The organism is Aeromonas sp. QDB34, assembly GCF_027705405.1.
Taxonomy (GTDB): Bacteria; Pseudomonadota; Gammaproteobacteria; order Enterobacterales; family Aeromonadaceae; genus Aeromonas; species Aeromonas hydrophila.
Genome location: NZ_JAPDBT010000006.1, coordinates 97,530 through 117,399 on the forward strand (window position 1 = coordinate 97,530; position 19,870 = coordinate 117,399).

At 64.8% G+C, this 19,870-nt stretch carries 18 protein-coding genes and 1 riboswitch; of the genes, 9 read left to right on the top strand and 9 right to left on the bottom strand.

Translation table 11 applies throughout. The annotated features are described in order from the left end of the window. Positions 1-13: 13 nt before the first annotated feature. The 3 genes from OKC29_RS10620 (at position 14) to OKC29_RS10630 (ending at position 3,107) form a co-directional block, all read left to right on the top strand. The gene (locus tag OKC29_RS10620) at positions 14-1,273 is read left to right on the top strand and encodes a NupC/NupG family nucleoside CNT transporter (protein ID WP_073349026.1); all 1,260 of its coding nucleotides are present in this window, start codon (positions 14-16) and stop codon (positions 1,271-1,273) included. 62 nt (positions 1,274-1,335) lie between these two features. Beyond that, entirely contained in the window at positions 1,336-2,139 is an 804-nt protein-coding gene (gene deoC, locus OKC29_RS10625; protein WP_073349028.1) for a deoxyribose-phosphate aldolase, read from the top strand. Between the two features lie 56 nt (positions 2,140-2,195). Further along, positions 2,196-3,107: a DMT family transporter gene (locus tag OKC29_RS10630; protein ID WP_060388667.1), complete on the top strand. Its 912-nt coding sequence runs from the start codon at positions 2,196-2,198 to the stop codon at positions 3,105-3,107. A 5-nt stretch (positions 3,108-3,112) separates the two neighbouring features. On the opposite strand, the gene OKC29_RS10635 is transcribed toward OKC29_RS10630, so the two are convergent. Further along, positions 3,113-4,126 (bottom strand): NAD-dependent epimerase, encoded by a 1,014-nt coding sequence (locus OKC29_RS10635; RefSeq protein ID WP_073349030.1) that lies wholly within the window; start codon positions 4,124-4,126, stop codon positions 3,113-3,115. A 321-nt stretch (positions 4,127-4,447) separates the two neighbouring features. On the opposite strand from OKC29_RS10635, the gene OKC29_RS10640 reads away from it, so the two are divergent. Next, positions 4,448-5,074 (top strand): YitT family protein, encoded by a 627-nt coding sequence (locus OKC29_RS10640; RefSeq protein ID WP_011704899.1) that lies wholly within the window; start codon positions 4,448-4,450, stop codon positions 5,072-5,074. Between the two features lie 112 nt (positions 5,075-5,186). Here the strand turns inward: OKC29_RS10640 and OKC29_RS10645 are convergent, their stop codons facing one another. The 3 genes from OKC29_RS10645 to OKC29_RS10655 are packed head-to-tail and all read right to left on the bottom strand — an operon-like array spanning position 5,187 to position 7,857. Then, positions 5,187-5,975 (bottom strand): heme ABC transporter ATP-binding protein, encoded by a 789-nt coding sequence (locus OKC29_RS10645; protein WP_073349032.1) that lies wholly within the window; start codon positions 5,973-5,975, stop codon positions 5,187-5,189. A gap of 14 nt (positions 5,976-5,989) precedes the next feature. Further along, entirely contained in the window at positions 5,990-7,021 is a 1,032-nt protein-coding gene (locus OKC29_RS10650; protein ID WP_162275620.1) for a FecCD family ABC transporter permease, read from the bottom strand. After that, positions 7,018-7,857 (bottom strand): heme/hemin ABC transporter substrate-binding protein, encoded by an 840-nt coding sequence (locus OKC29_RS10655; RefSeq protein ID WP_073349034.1) that lies wholly within the window; start codon positions 7,855-7,857, stop codon positions 7,018-7,020. Before OKC29_RS10655 ends, OKC29_RS10650 begins: the two co-directional genes overlap by 4 nt. A gap of 168 nt (positions 7,858-8,025) precedes the next feature. Between OKC29_RS10655 and hutX the strand changes: the two genes are divergently transcribed. Further along, positions 8,026-8,538: a heme utilization cystosolic carrier protein HutX gene (gene hutX, locus OKC29_RS10660; protein WP_011704903.1), complete on the top strand. Its 513-nt coding sequence runs from the start codon at positions 8,026-8,028 to the stop codon at positions 8,536-8,538. Further along, positions 8,535-9,092, top strand: coding sequence for a heme utilization protein HutZ (gene hutZ / locus OKC29_RS10665; RefSeq protein ID WP_073349036.1), 558 nt, complete (start codon positions 8,535-8,537; stop codon positions 9,090-9,092). Before hutX ends, hutZ begins: the two co-directional genes overlap by 4 nt. Positions 9,093-9,162: 70 nt before the next feature. Here the strand turns inward: hutZ and OKC29_RS10670 are convergent, their stop codons facing one another. From OKC29_RS10670 to OKC29_RS10680, 3 genes are read right to left on the bottom strand one after another with little or no spacing between them, the layout of a single operon-like run. After that, positions 9,163-9,567: a hypothetical protein gene (locus OKC29_RS10670; RefSeq protein WP_073349038.1), complete on the bottom strand. Its 405-nt coding sequence runs from the start codon at positions 9,565-9,567 to the stop codon at positions 9,163-9,165. Between the two features lie 39 nt (positions 9,568-9,606). Continuing rightward, positions 9,607-10,158, bottom strand: a complete 552-nt coding sequence (locus OKC29_RS10675) for a cysteine hydrolase family protein (RefSeq protein WP_073349040.1) — start codon at positions 10,156-10,158, stop codon at positions 9,607-9,609. Between the two features lie 60 nt (positions 10,159-10,218). After that, positions 10,219-11,187, bottom strand: a complete 969-nt coding sequence (locus tag OKC29_RS10680) for a ChaN family lipoprotein (RefSeq protein WP_010634917.1) — start codon at positions 11,185-11,187, stop codon at positions 10,219-10,221. 188 nt (positions 11,188-11,375) lie between these two features. Here OKC29_RS10680 and OKC29_RS10685 point away from each other — a divergent pair, with 188 nt between their 5' ends. Then, positions 11,376-13,469, top strand: a complete 2,094-nt coding sequence (locus OKC29_RS10685; protein WP_073349042.1) for a TonB-dependent hemoglobin/transferrin/lactoferrin family receptor — start codon at positions 11,376-11,378, stop codon at positions 13,467-13,469. A 288-nt stretch (positions 13,470-13,757) separates the two neighbouring features. Next, entirely contained in the window at positions 13,758-14,897 is a 1,140-nt protein-coding gene (locus OKC29_RS10690; protein WP_073349044.1) for a 3-phenylpropionate MFS transporter, read from the top strand. A gap of 84 nt (positions 14,898-14,981) precedes the next feature. On the opposite strand, the gene OKC29_RS10695 is transcribed toward OKC29_RS10690, so the two are convergent. Both OKC29_RS10695 and OKC29_RS10700 read right to left on the bottom strand, forming a co-directional pair. Then, the gene (locus tag OKC29_RS10695) at positions 14,982-15,191 is read right to left on the bottom strand and encodes a helix-turn-helix domain-containing protein (protein WP_011704909.1); all 210 of its coding nucleotides are present in this window, start codon (positions 15,189-15,191) and stop codon (positions 14,982-14,984) included. A gap of 7 nt (positions 15,192-15,198) precedes the next feature. After that, positions 15,199-15,810, bottom strand: a complete 612-nt coding sequence (locus OKC29_RS10700; RefSeq protein ID WP_073349046.1) for a DUF2975 domain-containing protein — start codon at positions 15,808-15,810, stop codon at positions 15,199-15,201. A 219-nt stretch (positions 15,811-16,029) separates the two neighbouring features. Between OKC29_RS10700 and OKC29_RS10705 the strand changes: the two genes are divergently transcribed. Continuing rightward, on the top strand, positions 16,030-19,530 hold the full coding sequence (locus OKC29_RS10705; RefSeq protein ID WP_073349047.1) for a hybrid sensor histidine kinase/response regulator: 3,501 nt from the start codon (positions 16,030-16,032) through the stop codon (positions 19,528-19,530). 174 nt (positions 19,531-19,704) lie between these two features. Further along, positions 19,705-19,792, top strand: a riboswitch (cyclic di-GMP riboswitch). Positions 19,793-19,870: the final 78 nt, after the last annotated feature.

Genomic DNA, 19,870 nt, shown 5'->3' on the forward strand with positions numbered 1-19,870 from the left:
CAGGAGGTCAGTTATGTTTGCAGCAGGATTTCTCGGTATGGCGGCGCTGATCCTCATCGCCGTGCTCGCATCGACCAACCGCAGGGCCATTCGCCTGCGCACCGTGGGGCTGGCGCTGGCCTTGCAGGTCGCCATCGGTGCCCTGGTGCTCTATGTACCGCTGGGGCGCCGGGCGCTGGAGGGGATGGCCCACGGGGTCGACGCCGTGCTGGCAAGCGGCAAGGCGGGCATCCACTTCCTGTTTGGCAACCTGGTCAACTTCTCGGTGGACGGCATCGGCTTCGTGTTTGCCCTCAACGTGCTGCCGCTGGTGGTGTTCTTCTCGGCGCTGATCGCCGTGCTCTACTACCTCGGCATCATGCAGCTGGTGATCCGCTTCATCGGCGGCGCCATGGCCCGCCTGCTCGGCACCTCCCAGACCGAATCCATGTCGGCGGTGGCCAACGTCTTCGTCGGCCAGAGCGAGGCGCCGCTGGTGGTCAAACCCTACATGCCCAAGATGAGCGACTCGGAGTTCTTCGCCGTCATGTGCGGTGGCATGGCTTCGGTCTCCGGTACCGTGCTGGCGGGCTACGCCATGATGGGTGTGGACATGCAGTACCTGCTGGCCGCCTCCTTCATGGCGGCGCCGGGCGGGATCCTGTTCGCCAAGCTGATCATTCCCGAAACCAGCCAGCCGGACTATGTGTTCGACAACAGCATCCAGTTTGACGGCAAGAAGCCGGAGAACGTGCTGGCGGCGGCAGGCGAGGGGGCCAGCAGCGGCCTCAAGCTGGCGGCGGCCATCGGCGCCATGCTGATCGCCATGATCGGGCTGGTGACCCTGGTCAACACCCTGCTGGGCGGGGTGGGGGAGATGATGGGCATGCCGCTCTCCCTCGAACTCATCCTGGGCTGGATCTTCTCGCCGCTCGCCTTCCTGCTCGGGGTGCCGCTGGCGGACATCGGCATCGCCGGCGCCATGATCGGCAAGAAGCTGGTGGTGAACGAGTTCGTGGCCTATAGCGACCTCTCCCCCTACCTGAAAGACGCCAGCACTGTGACCGCCGCCGGCCTGCAGGTGCTGGAGGAGAAGTCCAAGGTGATCATCAGCTTCGCCCTGTGCGGCTTTGCCAACCTGGCCTCCATGGGGATCCTGATCGGCGGCCTCGGTACCCTCTGCCCTTCCCGCACCGACTTCATCGCCCGCTACGGCCTGCGTACCGTGCTGGCTGCCACCTGTTCCAACCTGATGAGCGCCGCCATCGCCGGGATCTTCTTCTCCCTGGCCTGAGCGTCCCATCCCTTGTTCCGGGGCGCTGCGGCGCCCCTTTCTTATCCCGACAGGAGCCTTCCATGATTCCAGCTACTGCTTTTGCACCTGCCTGCGCCGCCACCGAGGCCGCCAGCCGAGCCATCCGCTTGATGGACCTCACCAGTCTCAACGACGATGACCACGACGCGCGCATCATCGCCCTCTGCCACCAGGCGCAGACCCCCGTCGGCAACACCGCCGCGGTCTGCATCTATCCGCGCTTCGTGGGGCTGGCCAGGCTCACCCTGGCGGCCCAGGGCACCCCCGAAATCAAGGTCGCCACCGTGGTCAACTTCCCCCACGGCGACGATGAGTTGGATGTCGTGCTGGCCGAGACCCGCGGGGCCCTTCTCGCTGGCGCCGACGAAATCGATCTGGTGATCCCCTGGCGTACGCTCAAGGCGGGGGACGAGACGCCCGCCCGGGCGCTGGTGCGCGGCTGCAAGGCATTGTGCGGAACGCGGTTGCTCAAGGTGATCATCGAATCCGGCGAGCTGCAGGAGCCCGCGCTTATCCGCGCCGCCTCCCTGCTCGCCATCGAGGAGGGGGCCGACTTCATCAAGACCTCCACCGGCAAGGTGCCGGTCAATGCTACCCCAGCGGCGTGCCGCACCATGCTGGCGGCCATCGCCGAGTGCGGTGCGCAGCACCGGGTGGGCTTCAAGGCGGCAGGCGGGGTGAAAAGCGCGCAGGAGGCGGGGGAGTATCTGGCCATGGCGGCCGCACTCTTTGGCGATGAGTGGCTGGTTGCCGAGCATTTTCGCTTCGGCGCCTCCAGCCTGCTTGGCCAGTTGCTGGCCACTATCGAGGGCAAGAAGCCGGTTGCTGCCGACGGCAGTTATTGAATCATTCCCATCCAGTGCGGTGCCCGGCGGGGCGCCCCTTTGCACAGGTGCATGCCATGTCCCATCCCCGTTTTCATTTCGTGCAGGCCCACGGCAAGGTGCTGCTATTCACCCTGCTCATCAGCCTCTCCTTCCCCATCGGCAGCGCCCTCACCGCGGTGCTGGACCCGCTGGTGGTCACTTGGGCGCGCTACCTGCTGGCGGCGCTCACCTTCGTGATTCTGCTGGCTTGCCAGCGCCGTCTGGTGCTGCCTTCGCTGCGGGATCTGGGGCGTTATACCCTCATCTCGCTGCCAGCCCTCTGCTACTTCGTCGCCATGTTCGTGGCGCTGCAGGAGACCAGCGCCCTCGATGCCAGCGCACTCTACACCACGGTGCCTCTCATCAGCGCGCTGGCCAGCATGCTTGTGCTGCAGCGCCGCATCGGCTGGTCGATGGCGTTCGCCCTGCTGGGGGGCATGGTGGCGGCCGCGCTCATCATCTTTCGCGGCGAACTGAGCCAGCTGGCGAGCCTGAGCCTCACCCCCAGCAACCGCATCTATCTGCTCGGCTGCGTGGGGATGGCGCTCAACCCCATACTGGTGAAGCGCTACTACCGGGGCGAGTCGTTTGCCCACCTCACCTGCTGGACCCTGATCTGCGCCACCCTGCTGCTCACCCTGGTAGTGGCGCCGCGGCTGCTGACAACCGACTGGCAGCAGGTGTCGCTGCCGCTCTGGCTCGGCCTTGCCTATCTGGCGCTCTTTGCCACGGCACTCAGCTTCTTTTTGTTCCAGCAGGGGAGCGTGGTGCTGCAGCCGGAGCAGGTCTCGGCCTACACCTACCTGATCCCGGTGCTGGTGTTGTTGACCGGCATGCTGAGCGGGGAGGAGGTTATCTGGCGGCAGGTGGGCTGGGGCGTGCTCGGCGTGCTGCTGACCATGGCGGTCATGGTGCTGGTGCCCGCTCGGCAGGCACGCCGTGCCTGAATGGGTCAGCGGGCGGGCTGGTAGTAGTCGAGATACCAGCGCACGAACGCGGCGACCCCTTCCTTGATGGAGGTGGCGGGGCGCAGGCCGGTGAGGGTGTGGAGGGGCTCGCTGTCGGCCCAGGTGGCGTGCATGTCGCCCGCCTGCATCGGCAGCATCCGCTTGATGGCGGGCTTGTCCAGCGCCTGTTCCAGCGCCTCGATGAAGTCGAGCAGCCGCACCGGCTGACCATGGCCGATGTTGAGGATGCGATAGGGCGCGGCGCTCTCGGCCGGGCTCTGCTCGCCGGCGTGCCAGTGAGGGTTGGGGCGGGGCGGCAGCTCGGCGACGGCCAGGATCCCCGCGACGATGTCGTCGATGAAGGTGAAGTCGCGGCTGAGGTCGCCCTGGTTGTAGACGTCGATGGGCTCGCCCGCCAGGATGGCGCGGGTGAACTTGGCGATGGCCATGTCGGGCCGGCCCCAGGGGCCGTAGACGGTGAAAAAGCGCAGCCCCGTGGTGGGCAGACCGTAGAGCGCCGAGTAGGCGTGGGCCATCAGCTCGCCGCTCTTCTTGGTGGCGGCATAGAGGGAGACCGGGTGGTCTACCTGCTGATCGGCACTGAACGGTAGCTGCTCGCCCATGCCGTAGACTGAGCTGGAGGAGGCGTAGATCAGATGCCGGATGCCGTGCTGACGGCACCCTTCCAGCACCGTCAGCATGCCGGTGAGGTTGCTCTCGCTGTAGGCAAACGGGTTTTCCAGCGAGTGGCGCACCCCCGCCTGGGCGCCCAGGTGGATCACCCGCTCGAACCGCCCCTCGGCAAACAGGGAGGCCATGCCGGCCTGGTCCGCCAGCTCGCCCTGCACGAAGCGAAAATGGGGGAAGGGGGTCAGCATCGCCAGGCGAGCCTCCTTGAGGCTCACCTCGTAGTAGTCGTTGAGGTTGTCCAGCCCCACCACCTGATGGCCCGCCTCGCACAGCCGTCTGGCCACGTGAAAACCGATAAAGCCGGCGGCGCCGGTGACCAGATACTTCATGGTTGGGGTCCTGTGCAGATCATGGGGCTCCTGACGGTGATGGGAAAAGGGGCTGCGCGCTTTGTAGCAGAGCCGGCGCATCTGTGCCATGGCAAACCGCCCGTGTCGGCGCGACGGGGGCGGTCCAGGCGCGGCATGCTGCATCTTGGTGCAGCGGCTGTCAATGGAGAATGACAGGCACCAAAACGGGGCGTGGGCGGCAACTATTGTGATCATGGTCGCAAAAAATAGACTGAACCCCATAACGAAGCCCTGCGGACAGGGCTCGCGCCCGCCAGACGGGCAACAGACACTCTTTCACTTCGCTATTGGATACCGGTTATGGACAACACCCCTGGCTCGGCGCACTCCGTTCGGACTGCGCACCCCCTCTATGAAGACGTCATCGCCCTGCTGACCGCGGCCGGCTTCGTCTCCCTCGGCATCTTTCTGTTTCATCAAGTCGGTCTGCTCACCGGCGGCACCGCCGGGCTGGCACTGTTGCTGCAGCAGGTGACGGGGCTGAGCTTCGGCCTGCTGTTTTTCGGCATGAACCTGCCCTTCTATGCCCTGGCCTGGCTCAGGATGGGGCCGCGCTTCACCCTCAACACCTTCGTCTCGGTGGCGGCTGTCTCCTTCATGACGGATCACCTCAACGCCGTGCTGCAAATCGGCAAGATTGAGCCGGTCTACGCGGCGCTGATCGGCGGCACCCTGATCGGCATGGGGCTGCTCATCATGTTTCGCCACAAATCGAGCCTGGGCGGCTTCAACATCCTGGCGCTGTTTATCCAGGATCGGTTCGGCATCCGCGCCGGCAAGCTGCAAATGGGGCTGGATTGTACCATCGTCATCGCCTCCTTCTTCGTGGTGCAGCCCTGGATCCTGGCGCTCTCCGTGGTGGCGGCCATCATCTGTAACCTGGTGTTGACACTCAACCACAAGCCGGGCCGCTATCAGATTGCTTGACGAGTAAAGAATCATATGAGGCTGTTTGGCTGACGATTAGCCTGCCCGCCTTGCAAACAAACAGAGCGCCTGATGGCGCTCTGTTGCTATCTGCCGCACGGCCATCACCGCATCACACCACCATGGGCAGCCCGCTTTCGGGGTGGAGGATCACCTGGGCCGGGTAGTCGTAGAGCCGGTCGATCAGATCAGGCGTCAGCACCTCGCGCGGGGTGCCGTCTGCCATCACTCTGCCCTGCTCCAGCATCACCAGCCGGTCAGCGTAACGGGCCGCCAGATTGAGGTCGTGCAGCACCACCAGCACGGCGGTATGGCGGGCGGCGAGGGCGCGTGCCATGGTGAGCAGCTGGTGCTGGTACTTGAGATCGAGCGCCGAGGTGGGCTCGTCGAGCAGCAGCAGCCGCGCTTGCTGCGGTTCGTCCGGTGCCTGCCAGATCTGGGCTAGCACCCGGGCGAACTGCACCCGCTGGCGCTCCCCGCCGGAGAGGCCGGGATAGAGGCGGCCGGCCAGGTGATCGACCCCGGTGTGGGTCATGGCGGCCCCGACTATCTGGTCGCGCCGGCTGGCCGGTTCGCTGTGGGGCAGCCGGCCCATGGCCACCACCTCCTCGCACAGGAAGGGGAAGTTCAGGGACGAGCTCTGCGGCAGCACCCCGACCCGATGGGCCAGCTCGGTGCCGGCCCACTCTTGCCGCTCCCGGCCAAACAGGCGGATCTCTCCCTGATGTTCCAGCTCGCCGGTGAGGCATTTGAGCAGCGAGCTCTTGCCGGCGCCGTTGGGGCCGAGCAGGGCGGTGAGGCTGCCCGCCTGCAGGCTGAGGTCGAGCCTGTCCAGGATGGGGCGGCCGCCCCGGCTGAGGCTGAGCTGGCGACAGTGCAGCAGGGTCGATGAAGCAGACAAGAGGAGTCCTCCGGTTAAAGCGTCCGGCGGCCCTTGACCAGCAGCCAGATGAAGAAGGGGGCGCCCAGCAGGGCGGTGATGATGCCGACCGGCATCTCGGCCGGCGCCAGCAGGGTGCGGGCCAGCATGTCGGCGCCCAGCAGCAGGGCGGCCCCGAGCAGGGCGGAGAGCGGCAGCAGCCGGACGTGGTTGGGGCCGGCCAGCAGCCGCACCAGGTGGGGCACCACCAGGCCGACGAAACCGATCATGCCGGCCACTGCCACCGCCACGCCGACCCCGGCGGCGGTGAGCAGGATCAGCCGCCGCTTGAGGGACTGCACCTGAATGCCGAGGTGGCGGGCTTCCCCTTCACCCAGCAGCAGGGCGTTGAGGGGGTTGGCATCGCGCAAGAACAGAATGAGCAGGGCTACCAGGGTCAGCAGCGCCAGCGCCACGTCCACCGGCTTGCCCGCCGCCAGCGACCCCATCTGCCACAGGCTCAGGTTGCGCAGCATCTGATCGTCGGCGAGATAGGTGAGCAGGCCGATCACGGCGCCGGACAGCGCCGTGACGGCCACCCCGGCCAGCAACATGACGGTGACCGAGGTGCCCCCCTCCCGGGTGCCGAGCAGATAGACCAGGGTGGTGGTCAGCGCCCCGCCGAGAAAGGCGAGCAGGGGCAGCAGGCCGATGCCGAGCAGGCTCTGCCACTGCTGGCCGAGGGGGGCCAGCAGCACGATGGCCAGCGCCGCGCCGAGCGCCGCGCCGCCGGAGACCCCGATGATGCCGGGGTCGGCCAGGGGGTTGCGAAACAGCCCCTGCATCACGGCGCCGCAGAGGCCGAGAATCCCCCCCACCGCGATGCAGAGCAGGGTGCGCGGCAGGCGGATCTCCTGCACGATCAGCAGCTTGTGGGCCTCAATCCCGCTCCCTTGGCCGGCGAACAGGGCGCGCAGGCTCTCGCCAAAGGAGAGGGCCATGGGGCCGGTGGCCAAGGATCCGACCAGCAGCAGCGCCAGTGCGCCGCCGGTGAGGCACAGCAGCCAGGACAGTGGCAGACGCATCATGAACCCAGTTTGATCCACTTGGCGATCTGGCTGGCCTGCTGCAGCGAGGTGAGGCTGAGCCCCCCTTGCAGGGCGTGACCGTCGATGGCGTGGATGGCCCTGTTCTTGCCGGCCGGGGTGGCGGAAAGGGCGGGCACCTGGCTCAGCACGGTTTCAGGATCCTGATACTGCTGCCAGTCGCGGCCGCTCACCAGCACCAGATCGGGCTGCAGCTCGATCAGGGATTCGGTGGAGACGGGCTTGTAGTCTTGCAACTGTGCCACCGGATTGACGCCGCCGGCCAGGGTGAGCAGGGCACTGGCGGTGGTGTTGCCGCCGGCGATGCTGGTGGGCTGGCCCTTGTGCAGCAGCAGGAAGACTACCTTGAGCGGTTTGTTCTGCTTCGCCTGGGCGGCCAGCTGCTCGCTCTGGGCCTGGATCTCGGCCTTCAGGCGGGTGCCGGCGGCCGAGTCCTTGAGCAGGGCGGCCAGGGTATCGATGCGCTGGTTGAGGTTGGCGAGGGTGGGGGCGGTGGGCAGCACGTCCACCTCGACCCCGGCCCGGCGCAGCTGCTCCAGGGCGGGCGGCGGCCCCATCTCGTCGCTGCCGACCAGCCGGGTCGGCGCCAGGCTCAGGATCCCTTCGGCGGCAAGAGCGCGGTGATAGCCGACCCGTGGCAGGTTTTTCGGCTCTGGGCTGCTGATGTCGGTGGCGATGAGGCTCTGCTCACCGCCCAGCGCCAGAATGAGTTCCGTGGTGGCCGGGCCTATGCTGACGATACGTTCCTGCGCCAGAACGGACAGGGACAGGGCTGAGCAGCCGAGCAGGCTGAGTGCGAGGGCAAAACGACGGCCCATGCTAACCTCCGAAGGGTGAATGAAGTTGGGTTGCCGCCGAGAATATCAAGCCGTCGAAAAAAATGCACTGAGAATGAAAGCGATTATCAATTGCATTGGTTTGGGGCCTTCATTACAGTATCCGCCATGACAGAACAGGGATGCCGCAGGCACCCCAAGGGAGAACCGATGAGCATTGCACAACGCATTCATGGGCTGCTGGAACAAGATCCCAGCGCTCACCCATCCACCATCGCCGCCGAGCTGGCCGTCAGCGAATGGGAGGTGGTACGCCACCTGCCGGCCGAGCTGGTCACCCTGGTGCCCGCCGAGCAGGCCGAAGCCCTGCTGGCGGATCTGGCCGACTGGGGCCAGGTGACCACCATCGTCGAGTCCGACGGTTCCATCTTCGAGGTGAAGGCCCCCTTCCCCCGTGGCAAGAGCGCCCGCGGCTACTACAACCTGATGGGGCGCGACGGCGAGATGCACGGCCACCTCAAGCTCGACAACGTGGTCGGCATCGCCCTGGTCAGCAAGCTGTTCATGGGCAAGGAGGGGCACTCTTTCCAGTTCTTCGGCCACAGCGGTCGCTGCATTTTCAAGGTCTATCTGGGGCGTGACGAGCAGCGTCAGCTGCTGCCGGCCCAGGTGGAACGCTTCATGGCCCTGCGCCACCAGTATCAAGAGGAAGTCAAAGCATGAGTGAACGTCAGGAGCGTCTGCAGAACCGCCTGCAACCGGAGATCCGCGAGTTTCGCGACGGTTGCCGCACCCTGCAGCTGGCGACGGTGGACAGTGAAGGCAACCCCAATGCCAGCTATGCCCCCTTCGTGCTGCAGGAAGATGGCTACTATGTGCTCATCTCCGAGATCGCCCGCCACGCCCGCAACCTGCAACAGGTGCCCAAGGTGTCGCTGATGCTGATCGAGGACGAGAACGGGGCCCGCGAACTGTTTGCCCGCAAGCGCCTCACCTTCGATGCGCTGGCCGAAGTGGTGGCCCGCGACGACGTGCGCTGGGAAAAGGCCATTGCGGCGCTGGAAGGGCGCTTCGGCGAGATAGTCAAAGGGCTTTCCAATCTCAAGGATTTCGTGCTGTTTCGCCTCAAGCCCGAACAGGGGCTGTTCGTCAAGGGCTTCGGCCAGGCGTTCCGGGTCTCCGGCGACGAGCTGGTGGATTTCGTCCACCTGGTGGAAGGGCACAAGCGCGTCGACAATGGTGCCGAGCTGACCAGCCCGGCCGATGCGCCGGTCTGATCTACGCGATCACCAACATGACAAAACGGGCAGCCCTGGGGCTGCCCGTTTTTTTATGGACGGTTTTCCCTCAATCCTGCCAGGAGGCCTTGTTGGGGAAGGCGTCGCGGTCGGCCCGGGTGGCGGTCTCGTTGCACTCGCCCCGGATCTTCCAGGAGGTCTGGCTGAGCACTATGTAGCCTTCGCGGCAGTACTTGCGCTCGGCCAGCGCCTGGGTGAGCTGGGCATCCTGCAGCGCTTCACGCCGCTCCAGCAGGCTCTTGCTGCGACTCAGGCGGCTGCCGTCATCGTCCTGCAGGCGGGTGGGCAGGGTATCGAGCGGGGCGGCTTCGAAGGTGAAGCGCTTGCTCCCCTCCTCGTTGATGTGGGTCCTGAACAGGGGGGCCGGGCCATCCGGCTGGCGCCCCGGCAGGCCGGAGCAGGCGGTGATTGCCGGTAACAGCACCGTGAAGGCAACGGCAGAGAGTAGACGCACACAAGACTCCAATCGGGTGATCGCTTCAGAGCGGGCAGATTAACATGCCGGGCCCGGTTGGGTGGCGCCGAGCAGCTCATCCGTCGTGAGCAGGGTCACGCTTCTGCCTTTTGGCAGGCTGAGGTGACGCCACATCCAGTGGTGGTGCTCGATGATCTGCTCCGCGCTCAGGTGGGGCCTGTCTGCCGTGGTGTGGGCGTCGGTCACCGCCACCACCTCGAAACCGCGAGCGGCGGCACTGCGCAAGGTGGTGTCGACGCAAAAATCGGTGGCACAGCCGCAGACGAGCAGCCTGTCTACCGGCTGCTCCGCCAGCAGGAAACCGAGCTCGGTGTCGAGGAAGCTGTCGCAGGCGGTCTTGCGTACCCGGCTGTCATGCCCCTCTGGGGCGAGATCGGCGTGCAGCTGCCAGCCCGGACTGGCGGGATCCACTTCGGAACCGGGGGCATCGTGCTGCACATAGATGACACGACCCTGTTCTGCCCGCACGCGCTCGGCCAATCGATTGATATTGGCGATGACCTGGGCGTCCTGATGGCGAGGCTGGGTGAACAGCCCCTGTTGCATGTCGATGACCAGTAACACATCCATATGAAATCCTTGGGCAAATGTTTGTCAGGGTGGCAGCCACTGGGCTCCTCAGACGCAAGGTCAGGGTTGCAGCCACTGGCTGCAGTCACGACTGCGGGATTGATGCAGTGCGCCCATATCTTGCTTCATTTCATCGGCGTTTAGCCAGCGTTCCGGCAGGGGGGCGATGCCGACCCGCACGTCGGCAACCCGGCCGGCCGCTGCTTGACCATCACCCGCTTGCGGCGCCGTCAGCTCCGGCACGACCAGCGCTACCTTGAGATCCGGGTTGCGGCTGGCGATGCGGCTGGCCAGCCCCAGCCCGCCCTCTACGTGGAAGTTGCCGGCGATATGCATGATGCGTTGGCCGGGGTGGCTGCGCAGGTAATCCACCATGCTCTCGGCCATGGTGTCGTCCCAGCTGGTCTGGGCGGCAAAGCGGCGGGCGTTGCTGTCGGCATCGCCATGATGGAGCGAGGCCATGAATTTCTGGCGATAGGGATCATCGCCGAGGGTGAGGGTGCGGGCCAGTTGGCTACGACGGCTGGCGGGCAGCTGATCCAGCCAGGCCGGCCCCTCCTGGCCGACACAGCTCACCAGCGGTTTGGGCGCATTGGCGGCGATGACCGGCAGGTGGTGCGCCTTGGCGAACTCCACCAGCGGGCGATAGTCGCTCTGGTAGTTGGGCCAGGCGTTGCCGTCACGAATGAGGGCCGCCTCGCCGATGCGACCGGCCAGGTAGGCATCCAGCACCGGCTGATCGGCGCGGCTGAACTGCTCCATGGAGAGCACCAGAGGGCGACCGTCTGCGGCCAGGCCCGCCAGCATTCTGGCCTGCAGCAGGTGCACCGCCGGATGGGTGTGCAGCTCGCCCACCAGCACTATGTCGGCGTCCGCCACCCGGGCCAGGGCCTGTTCGAGGGTCAGATCGTTCCCCTGGGTGGCTTTGAGCTGATAGTGATAAAGGGTGCCGGCATCGTTGACGGGGGCCGTCGTGGCACAGGCGGCCAGCAGCAGGGGCAGGGTGAACAGAGGCAGTAGTCGGGTCATGGATGTCTCGCAGCGATGAGGTGCCTGCACCATACAATGGCAGCATGGCGGGCGGGAAAACAGAGGGGCGTAGTGTAGAACCGAATTATGACAAAAGAAAATGAGAATGATTCCGTTTATTATTGATCTTTGTTGAGAGGTGGGTAAGATGCCAGCTGTTTGATAACAGTTCTCAATAAGGATTTGCAGTGGCCCATAACAACACCCTATCGCTGGTCGCCCTTGCCGTGGCGGCAGGCCTCGCTTCCCCGGTTTTTGCGGCGGACAAGAAAGCAGATGAAGTCATGGTGGTCAGTGGCTCTCGGATGGAGCAGAAACTGGAGGATGTCTCCGGCCCCATCTCGGTCATCACCGCCGAACAGATTGAAGAGCAGGTGGTGAGCAACGTTGCCGACCTGTTCCGTTACGAGCCGGGGGTCATCGCCCTCGGCGGCGCTGGCGATGCCCAGACCTTCGTCATTCGCGGCATGGGTGAGAACCGGGTCAAGATAGTGCGCGACGGCGTGCGCCAGAACGACGCCTACAAGAACGGTGGCGTGGGTCAGAGCTATTTCGACACCGACATGATCAAGCAGATCGAGGTGGTCAAGGGACCCGCCTCGGCGGCCTACGGCTCCGATGCACTGGGCGGCGTCATCGCCATCACCACCAAGGATGCGGCTGATTTCCTCAAGGGTCGCGACAGCTATCTGGATGCCACCACCGGTTATGCCTCCAGCAGCCACCAGAAGATGGCCGGCGTCACTGGGGCTCTGCGCGCCGGCGCGTTCGAAAACCTGCTGCGCTACACCTGGCGTGACGGCGGGGTGACCCAGAACTACGACGGCGACAAGAACGAGTTCGACATCGTCAGCCAGGCCGTGCTGTTCAAGAGCCAGTGGAACCTGAGCGATGCCCAGTTCCTCAAGCTGACCGTCGACTACTTCAACGAGGGGCAGGACCCCGATGCCGTCGACCTCACCAAGGCGGGCTCGGTCTTCAACCAGCCGATCACCGACAAGGAGACCGACAACCTGTCGCTGGTGCTGGATCACGGCATCGCCCTGAACGCGCCCTGGGTTGATCGCATCGACAGCAAGCTCTACTACGCCCGCACCAAGCAGATCATGGATCAGTACGCCTCTTCCAAATATCCGGTGCGGCCGACCAACCCCTACGTGACCAAGAACTCGCTGGACAACAACGGTTTCGAGCAGAAGAGCCTGGGAGCCCAGCTGAAGTTCAGCAAGGCGCTGGCGAGCCAGCGGCTGGCCTGGGGTCTGGAGTATGAGCACACTGACAACGAGCGGACCCGCTTCAAGGCGCCGACCGTGCCGGGGGATTTCGTCGGCTACAACGAGCTGAGCTTCCCCTCCACCACCACCGAGCACGGCGCCCTGTGGGCGTTTGACGAGCTGAAGTTCGGCGAGCGCTGGGTGTTGACGCCGGGTGCTCGCTACGACTACTACCGGATGAACCCGGATCAGGATCCTGCCTACACCGGCGAGAACCTCAAGCGCTTCTCCGAAGGGGAGTTCTCGCCCAAGCTGGGGCTGGTGTTCAAGGCGCACGAGGCGGCCAACCTGTTCGCCCAGTACAGCCACGGCTACAAGACCCCCATGTATGACAACGCCTTCTCCACCCTGAACCACCAGGCATATGGCTATCGCATCGAGCCCAACCCGAACCTCAAGCCCGAGAGCAGCGACGGCATCGATCTGGGGGTGCGCGGCAGTGCCGGCGGTTTCAGCTATGAAGTGGCCACCTTCTACAACAAGTTCGAAGACTTCATCGAGCTGGCCGGGGTCGGCACCGAGGGCCGCACCGCGCTGTATCAGTATCAGAACCTGGACAAGGCGACCACCAAGGGGGCCGAGGCCAAGGCGGACTACTGGCTGAACGATCTGGTCAACGTCTGGGGCAACCTCTCCTATATCGAGGGCAAGGATGGCGATGGCAACTACATCAACAGCCTGAGTCCGCTCAAGGGGACCCTGGGTGTTCGACTGGAGCAGCCCAACTGGAACATCAACACCGCCCTGCGCTTTGCCGACGACATGAGCAAGGTGGGCAAGGATGCCAAGGGCAACGACAACATCAAGAGCGCGGGCTGGGGCGTGGTGGACATCTATGCCCAGTTCAAGCCGGTGCAGGATCTGCAGTTCAACGTGGGCGTCTTCAACTTGTTCGACAAGGAGTACGTCAACTACGAGAGCATCACCGGCCAGAGCGCCAGTGCCAGCACCAGCCGCCAGACCGAGCCGGGTCGCAACCTGAGTGCACGGGTCAAGTACGTGTTCTGATGAATGCACACCACGACAAGGGGCCTGCGGGCCCCTTTTTCATGGCGGGAACCGGGCCCCCGATGGCGGACAAAAAGGCGGCCAAAAAGAAACCCGCCGAAGGCGGGTGGAAGGATTGCAACACTAACCAGGAGGAGGTGTTACTCAATAGACACCAGCCTTGCGCCAATAGTTCAATTTTATTGATGTTTTTCATTATTATCTGTGCGGCGTCCCACCCGGGATCGCAGGATCCCCACCGACAAATCGGTTATCATTTGTGCCCCCGTTTCTCAGTGTCGAGGATCTATGCCCGCCTTCTCCTGGTTAGCCCTGTTTTTTGGCGCTTTCTACTTCGTCTACGGTGCCTATCTGCCGTTCTGGTCGCTCTGGCTGGAGGGGATCGGGGTGAGCGCCGAGATGATCGGCCTGCTGCTCGGCGCGGGCATGGCGATCCGCTTTGCCGGCAATCTGATGGTGATGGGGCAGATCAAGGGGGCGGGGCACCTGCTGCCGGTCACCCGCCTGCTCTGCCTGCTCAGTCTGCTGGCCTTCCTCGGCTTTTACCTCAGCCACAACCTCTGGTGGCTGGTGGGGCTGACCCTGGTGGCGAACTTCATCTACCCGACCCTGATGCCGGTGGGGGAGGCGCTGGCCACCCGCATGGTGGTGCAGGCACACCTCGACTACGGCAAGGTGCGCCTGTGCGGCTCGTTCGCCTTCATCGTCGCCTCGACCCTGGTGGGGGCGCTGGTGGGGAATTTTGGCAGCGACTGGATACTGCACACCATGGTGGCCGGGCTGCTGCTGATGCTGCTGCTGAGCTGGCTGCCGCTGCACCCGGCGCCGCAGGACATTCAGGGCGAGCGGGCCAAGGCCTCCCTGCTCGATACCCTCAAGTCCCCCTCGGTGCGCCGTTTTCTGCTGATCTCGGCCCTGCTGCAAGGCAGTCACGCCGCCTACTACGGCTTTAGCGCCATGCACTGGAAGGCGGCGGGTTACAGCGGCACCACCATAGGTTATCTGTGGGCGCTGGGGGTGGTGGCGGAGATCGGCATGTTTGCCGCCGACAAGCGCTTCCTCAACCGCTTCGGCGCCCAGACCCTGTTTCTGGTGGGGGCGCTGGGCTGCGTGGTGCGCTGGATCCTGCTCGGTGCCTCCACCGAGCTGCTGGTGCTGGTGGCGGGTCAGCTGCTGCATGCGGTCACCTTCTGCGTCAGCCACCTCGGAGCCGTGCGCTTCATGACCCGTCAGCTGCCGGCCGAGCAGCTGATCCCGACCCAGGCGCTCTATGCGGCGCTGGGGCTCGGCATGACGGTGGCCGCCCTGATGACCTTGTGCGGCCTGCTGTTCGAACCGCTGGGGGGCGGCATCTTCTTCCTGATGGTGCTGGTGGTGCTGCCGGTGTTCGTGCTGCGCCTGCGGGAGGGCGAGCTGAAGGCCGTCTGAGTGGCCCTATCCGGTTCGCAACCACATTGATCAGCAACGAAAAAGGGGAGCCTCGGCTCCCCTTGTTGCATGGTGATGGCTGGCTCAGGACTCCTGCTCAAAGGCCAGCAGATCCCCGGGCTGGCAGCCCAGTTCGCGGCAGATCGCCTCCAGGGTGGAGAAGCGAACCGCCTTGGCATGGCCGTTTTTCAGGATGGAGAGGTTGGCCTCGGTGATGTTGACCCGCAGGGCCAGCTCGCGGGCAGTCATTTTGCGTTCGGCCAGCAGGGCATCGAGTCGGATGATGATGGGCATGGGTTCCTCACACCGTCAGTTGTTGTTCATCGGCCAGCCGCTTGGCCTCGCGCATCACCAGCGCCAGCGCCGATACGATCAGCCCGGCCAGCAGCAACTGGAAGTCCGATGAACCTATGTTGATCTGGCCGTGCAGCTCGGGGCCCGGCAGGGTGAGCACTAGGTCCAGCAGCGGGGTGGTGATGATTTTGGTGACGAAACTGACACAGAGCAGCAGGCCGATCAACTGGTAGCGGCGGATCTGGCTGAAGGTGAACAGCATGGCCTGCCGATAGCCGCGAAACAGCTGGAGCAGCTGCCACAGCATCAGCATGAACACCAGATCCGGCAGCAGCATCACCAGGGTGCCCAGCAGACGGGTGCCCAGGCTGAGGGGGTAGTCGGCAATCGAGGGAGCCGTGCTGGCCAGCGCCGGCTGTGCCATGGTCAGGGGGACATGGTTGAGCACCGAACTGTCTTGCACCGCCAGTGCGTCGATCAGCTCCTGCTGCAGGTAGTCTCTGCCGCCGAGCAGCTGGGACCAGACTCCCATGACCGTCATGAGCGGGGTGGCCAGCAGGGCGAACAGCAGGATCCATTCGATCAGATTGCTCATGCGTTCGAGCTTGTTGTGTTTCATCGCTTACCTCTTGGAGTGAAAGGGTGGGCCACGCGCAGCACCGAATTATTGTTTATCAATAAACACAGCTAGATGTTTATCGTTTTTCGATATTTATTCAACCGTTTTTTATTGAAAAACGATAAATTCTTGCTGCAATAAGAGGATGACATTTTTCGGGCGGCTCTCTAGACTGGCTGCTGCTGCGCTTGAATCTTCAACACGGACAAGAGGTTACAGATGCACCAGGGATGGTTGCTGATCGGATTGTCGCTCTCCTATCTGGGGCTGCTGTTTTTGATCGCCTACGTGGCGGACAAGAACAAACGTCGCCGTTTAAAGGGGCAGCCCCTGCTCTACAGCCTGTCGCTGGCGGTCTATTGCACCTCCTGGACCTTCTTCGGTACGGTGGGCCAGGCCAGCGAGTCGCCCTGGTCACCGGTGCCCATCTATCTGGGGCCCATGCTGGTGTTCCTGTTCGGGTGGCGCTTGCTGGCCCGCCTCATCCTGGTGGCCAAGCGCGAGCACATCACCTCCATCGCCGACTTCATCGCCGCCCGTTACGGCAAGTCCCAGCGCCTGGCCATGGTGATCGCGCTGATCGCCATCATGGGCATACTGCCGTACCTGGTGTTGCAGCTGAAAGCCATCGTCACAGGGCTGGATCTGCTGATGGCCAACTCTGTGCCTGCCGGCCCCACCGGCAATACCGCCGGGCTGGCCCTCGGCGTGGCCCTGCTGCTGGCCCTGTTCAGCATCCTGTTCGGCACCCGCCATCTGGACGCCACCGAGCACCACCGCGGCATGGTGGTGGCCATCGCCTTCGAATCCGTGGTCAAGCTGCTCGCCTTCATGGCGGTGGGGGGCTTTGCGCTCTGGCTTATCCTCAGCAAGCCGAGCCAGGCTCGCACCCTGGTGGCCAGCGACTTTCTCGATGCGGTGGTGGCGGTGACGCCGGGCAGCCTGCTGGAGCTCGCCATCTACACCCTGGTCGCCATGTGCGCCGTCATCTGCCTGCCGCGCCAGTTTCACGTGACCGTGGTGGAGAACAACCAGGGCCAGGATCTGCACTGGGCGCGCTGGCTGTTTCCGCTCTACCTGTTCGTGATGGGGCTGTTCATCTGGCCGCTGGCGCTGGCGGGCAAGCAGTGGGTAGGGGCCGGCATGGCTTCGGATACCTATGTGATCAGCCTGCCCATGTCGCTCGGTTTCGACGGCATGGCGCTGCTGGCGTTTCTTGGCGGCACCTCGGCGGCCACCGGCATGGTGATCGTCTGCACGATAGCGCTGGCCATCATGGTCAGCAACGATCTGGTGCTGCCGGTGCTGCTGCGCCGCTTCTGGCAGCAGGGGCGGGACGAGCGGCTGGTGCGCCTGCTGCTGCAGGTGCGCCGCGGCGCTATCCTGCTGATCCTGCTGGCAGCCTGGGGGCTCTACCTCTGGCTCGGAGATCTCACCAGCCTGTCGCGCATCGGCTACCTGTCGTTCGGTGCCGTGGCCCAGTTCGCCCCGGCGCTGCTGCTCGGCCTCTATTGGCGGCACGGCAATCGCAAGGGGGTCTACCTCGGTCTCGCCCTCGGGGTCAGCCTCTGGTTCGCCACCCTGCTGGCGGAGAGCGGCCTGCTGGCCGGCTCGCCGCTGGCGGCCCTGCTGGCGCCGCCCGACTGGCCCGCGTTTCGCGATCTCAGTCTGGGGGCCTGGTGTATCTTCCTGAGCCTGCTGCTCAACCTCATCGGCTATGTGGCGGGCTCCCTGCTGTCGCAGGCGGCGGTGAGCGAGCGGCTGCAGGCGGCCAACTTCGTCGGCAAGCCGAGCCGCGACACCACGGCGCTCTATCAGGCGCGGGTCTCGGTCAAGGAGCTGGAGATGCTGGCGGCCCGCTTCGTCGGCTCGAGCCGGGTCAAGCGGGCCTTCGGTCGCTTCGCCGGCGAGCGGGGCGGCACCCTGGCGCCCCAGATGCAGGCCTCCGCCGAGCTGATTGCCCACACCGAGCGGCTGCTGGCCGGGGTGTTCGGCACCTCGTCCGCCCGCCTGGTGCTGGCCTCGGCCCTGCAGGGGCGCAACATGCAGCTCGAAGAGATCGCCACCATAGTGGACGAGGCCTCCGACGTGTTTCGCTTCAACCGTGGCCTGCTGCAGGGGGCCATCGAACACATGGGGCAGGGGATCTCGGTGGTGGACCGGGAGCTCAAGCTGGTGGCCTGGAACCGGCGCTACATCGAGCTGTTCCACTATCCGCCCGGCCTCATCCAGGTGGGGCGCCCCATCGAGGAGATCATCCGCTACAACGCCGAGCAGGGGCTGTGCGGCCCGGGCGATGTCGAGGCTCACGTGGCGCGGCGGGTCGCCTTCATGCAGCGCGGCAGCCAGCATATCTCGGCCCGTGAGCGCCCCGATGGCCGGGTGATCGAGATGCAGGGCAACCCCATGCCGGCGGGCGGTTTCGTGATGACCTTTACCGACATCACCCCGTTTCGCGATGCCGAGCGGGTGCTGCGCGAGGCCAACGAACACCTGGAGGCGCGGGTGGCCGAGCGCACCCACGAGCTCTCCGAGCTCAACCGCCAGCTGCTGCTGGTGAACCAGCAGGTGGAGCGGGCCAACCACTCCAAGAGCCGCTTCCTGGCGGCGGTGAGCCACGACCTGACCCAGCCCCTCAACGCCGCCAAGCTGTTTACCTCCTCCCTGCTGGAGATGCTGCCGCCGGCGGACGAGCCGGCCCGCATCGCCCGCCACATCGATGACGCGCTGGGGGCGACCGAGGATCTCATCACCGATCTGCTCGACATCTCGCGGCTCGAAGCGGGCAAGTTCAAGGCCAAGAAGCTGGATTTCGCCCTGCGCGACGTGTTCGACAACCTCAAGGCGGAGTTCGGCGTGCTGGCGCAGGCGGGGGGGATCCAGTTCTCGGTGGTGGAGAGCGGTGTGGCGGTCTACAGCGACGTGCGCCTGCTGCGGCGGGTGCTGCAAAACTTCCTCACCAACGCCTTTCGCTACAACCCGGGCGGGCGGGTGCTGCTCGGCTGCCGCCGGCTTGGCGACAAGGTGCGCATCGAGGTGTGGGACAACGGCCCCGGCATTCCGGCCGACAAGCAGGAGGCGATCTTCGACGAGTTCTCCCGCCTCGATCACTCCCGCACCGCGCGGGAGCAGGGGTTGGGGCTCGGCCTTGCCATCGCCCGCGGCATTGCCCTGGTGCTCGGCCACAACCTGACCCTGCGCAGCTGGCCGGGGGCGGGCTCGGTGTTTGCCATCACCCTCAATCTGGCGACCCGTCCTGTCGCAACGACGCAGGTGGCGGCCCCCACCCAGCGCGACAGCCAGCTGGAGGGGAGCCGGGTGCTCTGCATCGACAACGAGAGCGACATCCTGATCGCCATGCACTCCCTGCTGGGACGCTGGGGCTGCGAGGTGGTCTGTGCCCAGAGCCTGGCCCAGGCGGAGGATCTCATCGCCGGCGGCTTCCTGCCGCAGCTGGTGCTGTCCGATTACCATCTGGACGACGGCAAGACCGGGCTGCAGGCGCTGCACATGCTGCGCCTGGCCCACGGCAACGACATCGGCGGCATCATCATCAGTGCGGATCGCAAGAGCGAGCTGCAGGCGCAGATCCGCGAACACGGCTACGGCTACATCAGCAAACCGGTCAAGCCGCTCAAGCTGCGGGCGCTGATGAACAGCATCTTGCGGCCGGCCAAACTTGATGATGATCACGAAACCGGGAATTCGTCCGAATTTTAATCGACGACCCCCAGCCAGCAAGATCGGCACTTTCTGACACAAAAAAGCGCCTTTTCTTCTCGTTTGAGGCTCATTTTCGATAAAAAGTGGTTTATTAATAACCGTTCGGGGGTTTGCCCTCCCTCCTTTGACTCCCTTATAGTCAGGTCGCGATTATTTTTGTCGCAAATCAAGTTGTGCAAAAGGCAAACCGGATGAAAGTCCGGGACGCAAAGCTTCCGGTCTAAGGGTCAGCAGTACCTAAGATAGCGGGGCCACCACAGGTTGTTTCGTCCATGGGCCAAGCCATGGTGCGATGTTGTCTGCGTTACCTGTCAGGTTGCGTTGCCTTTTTCGTTAT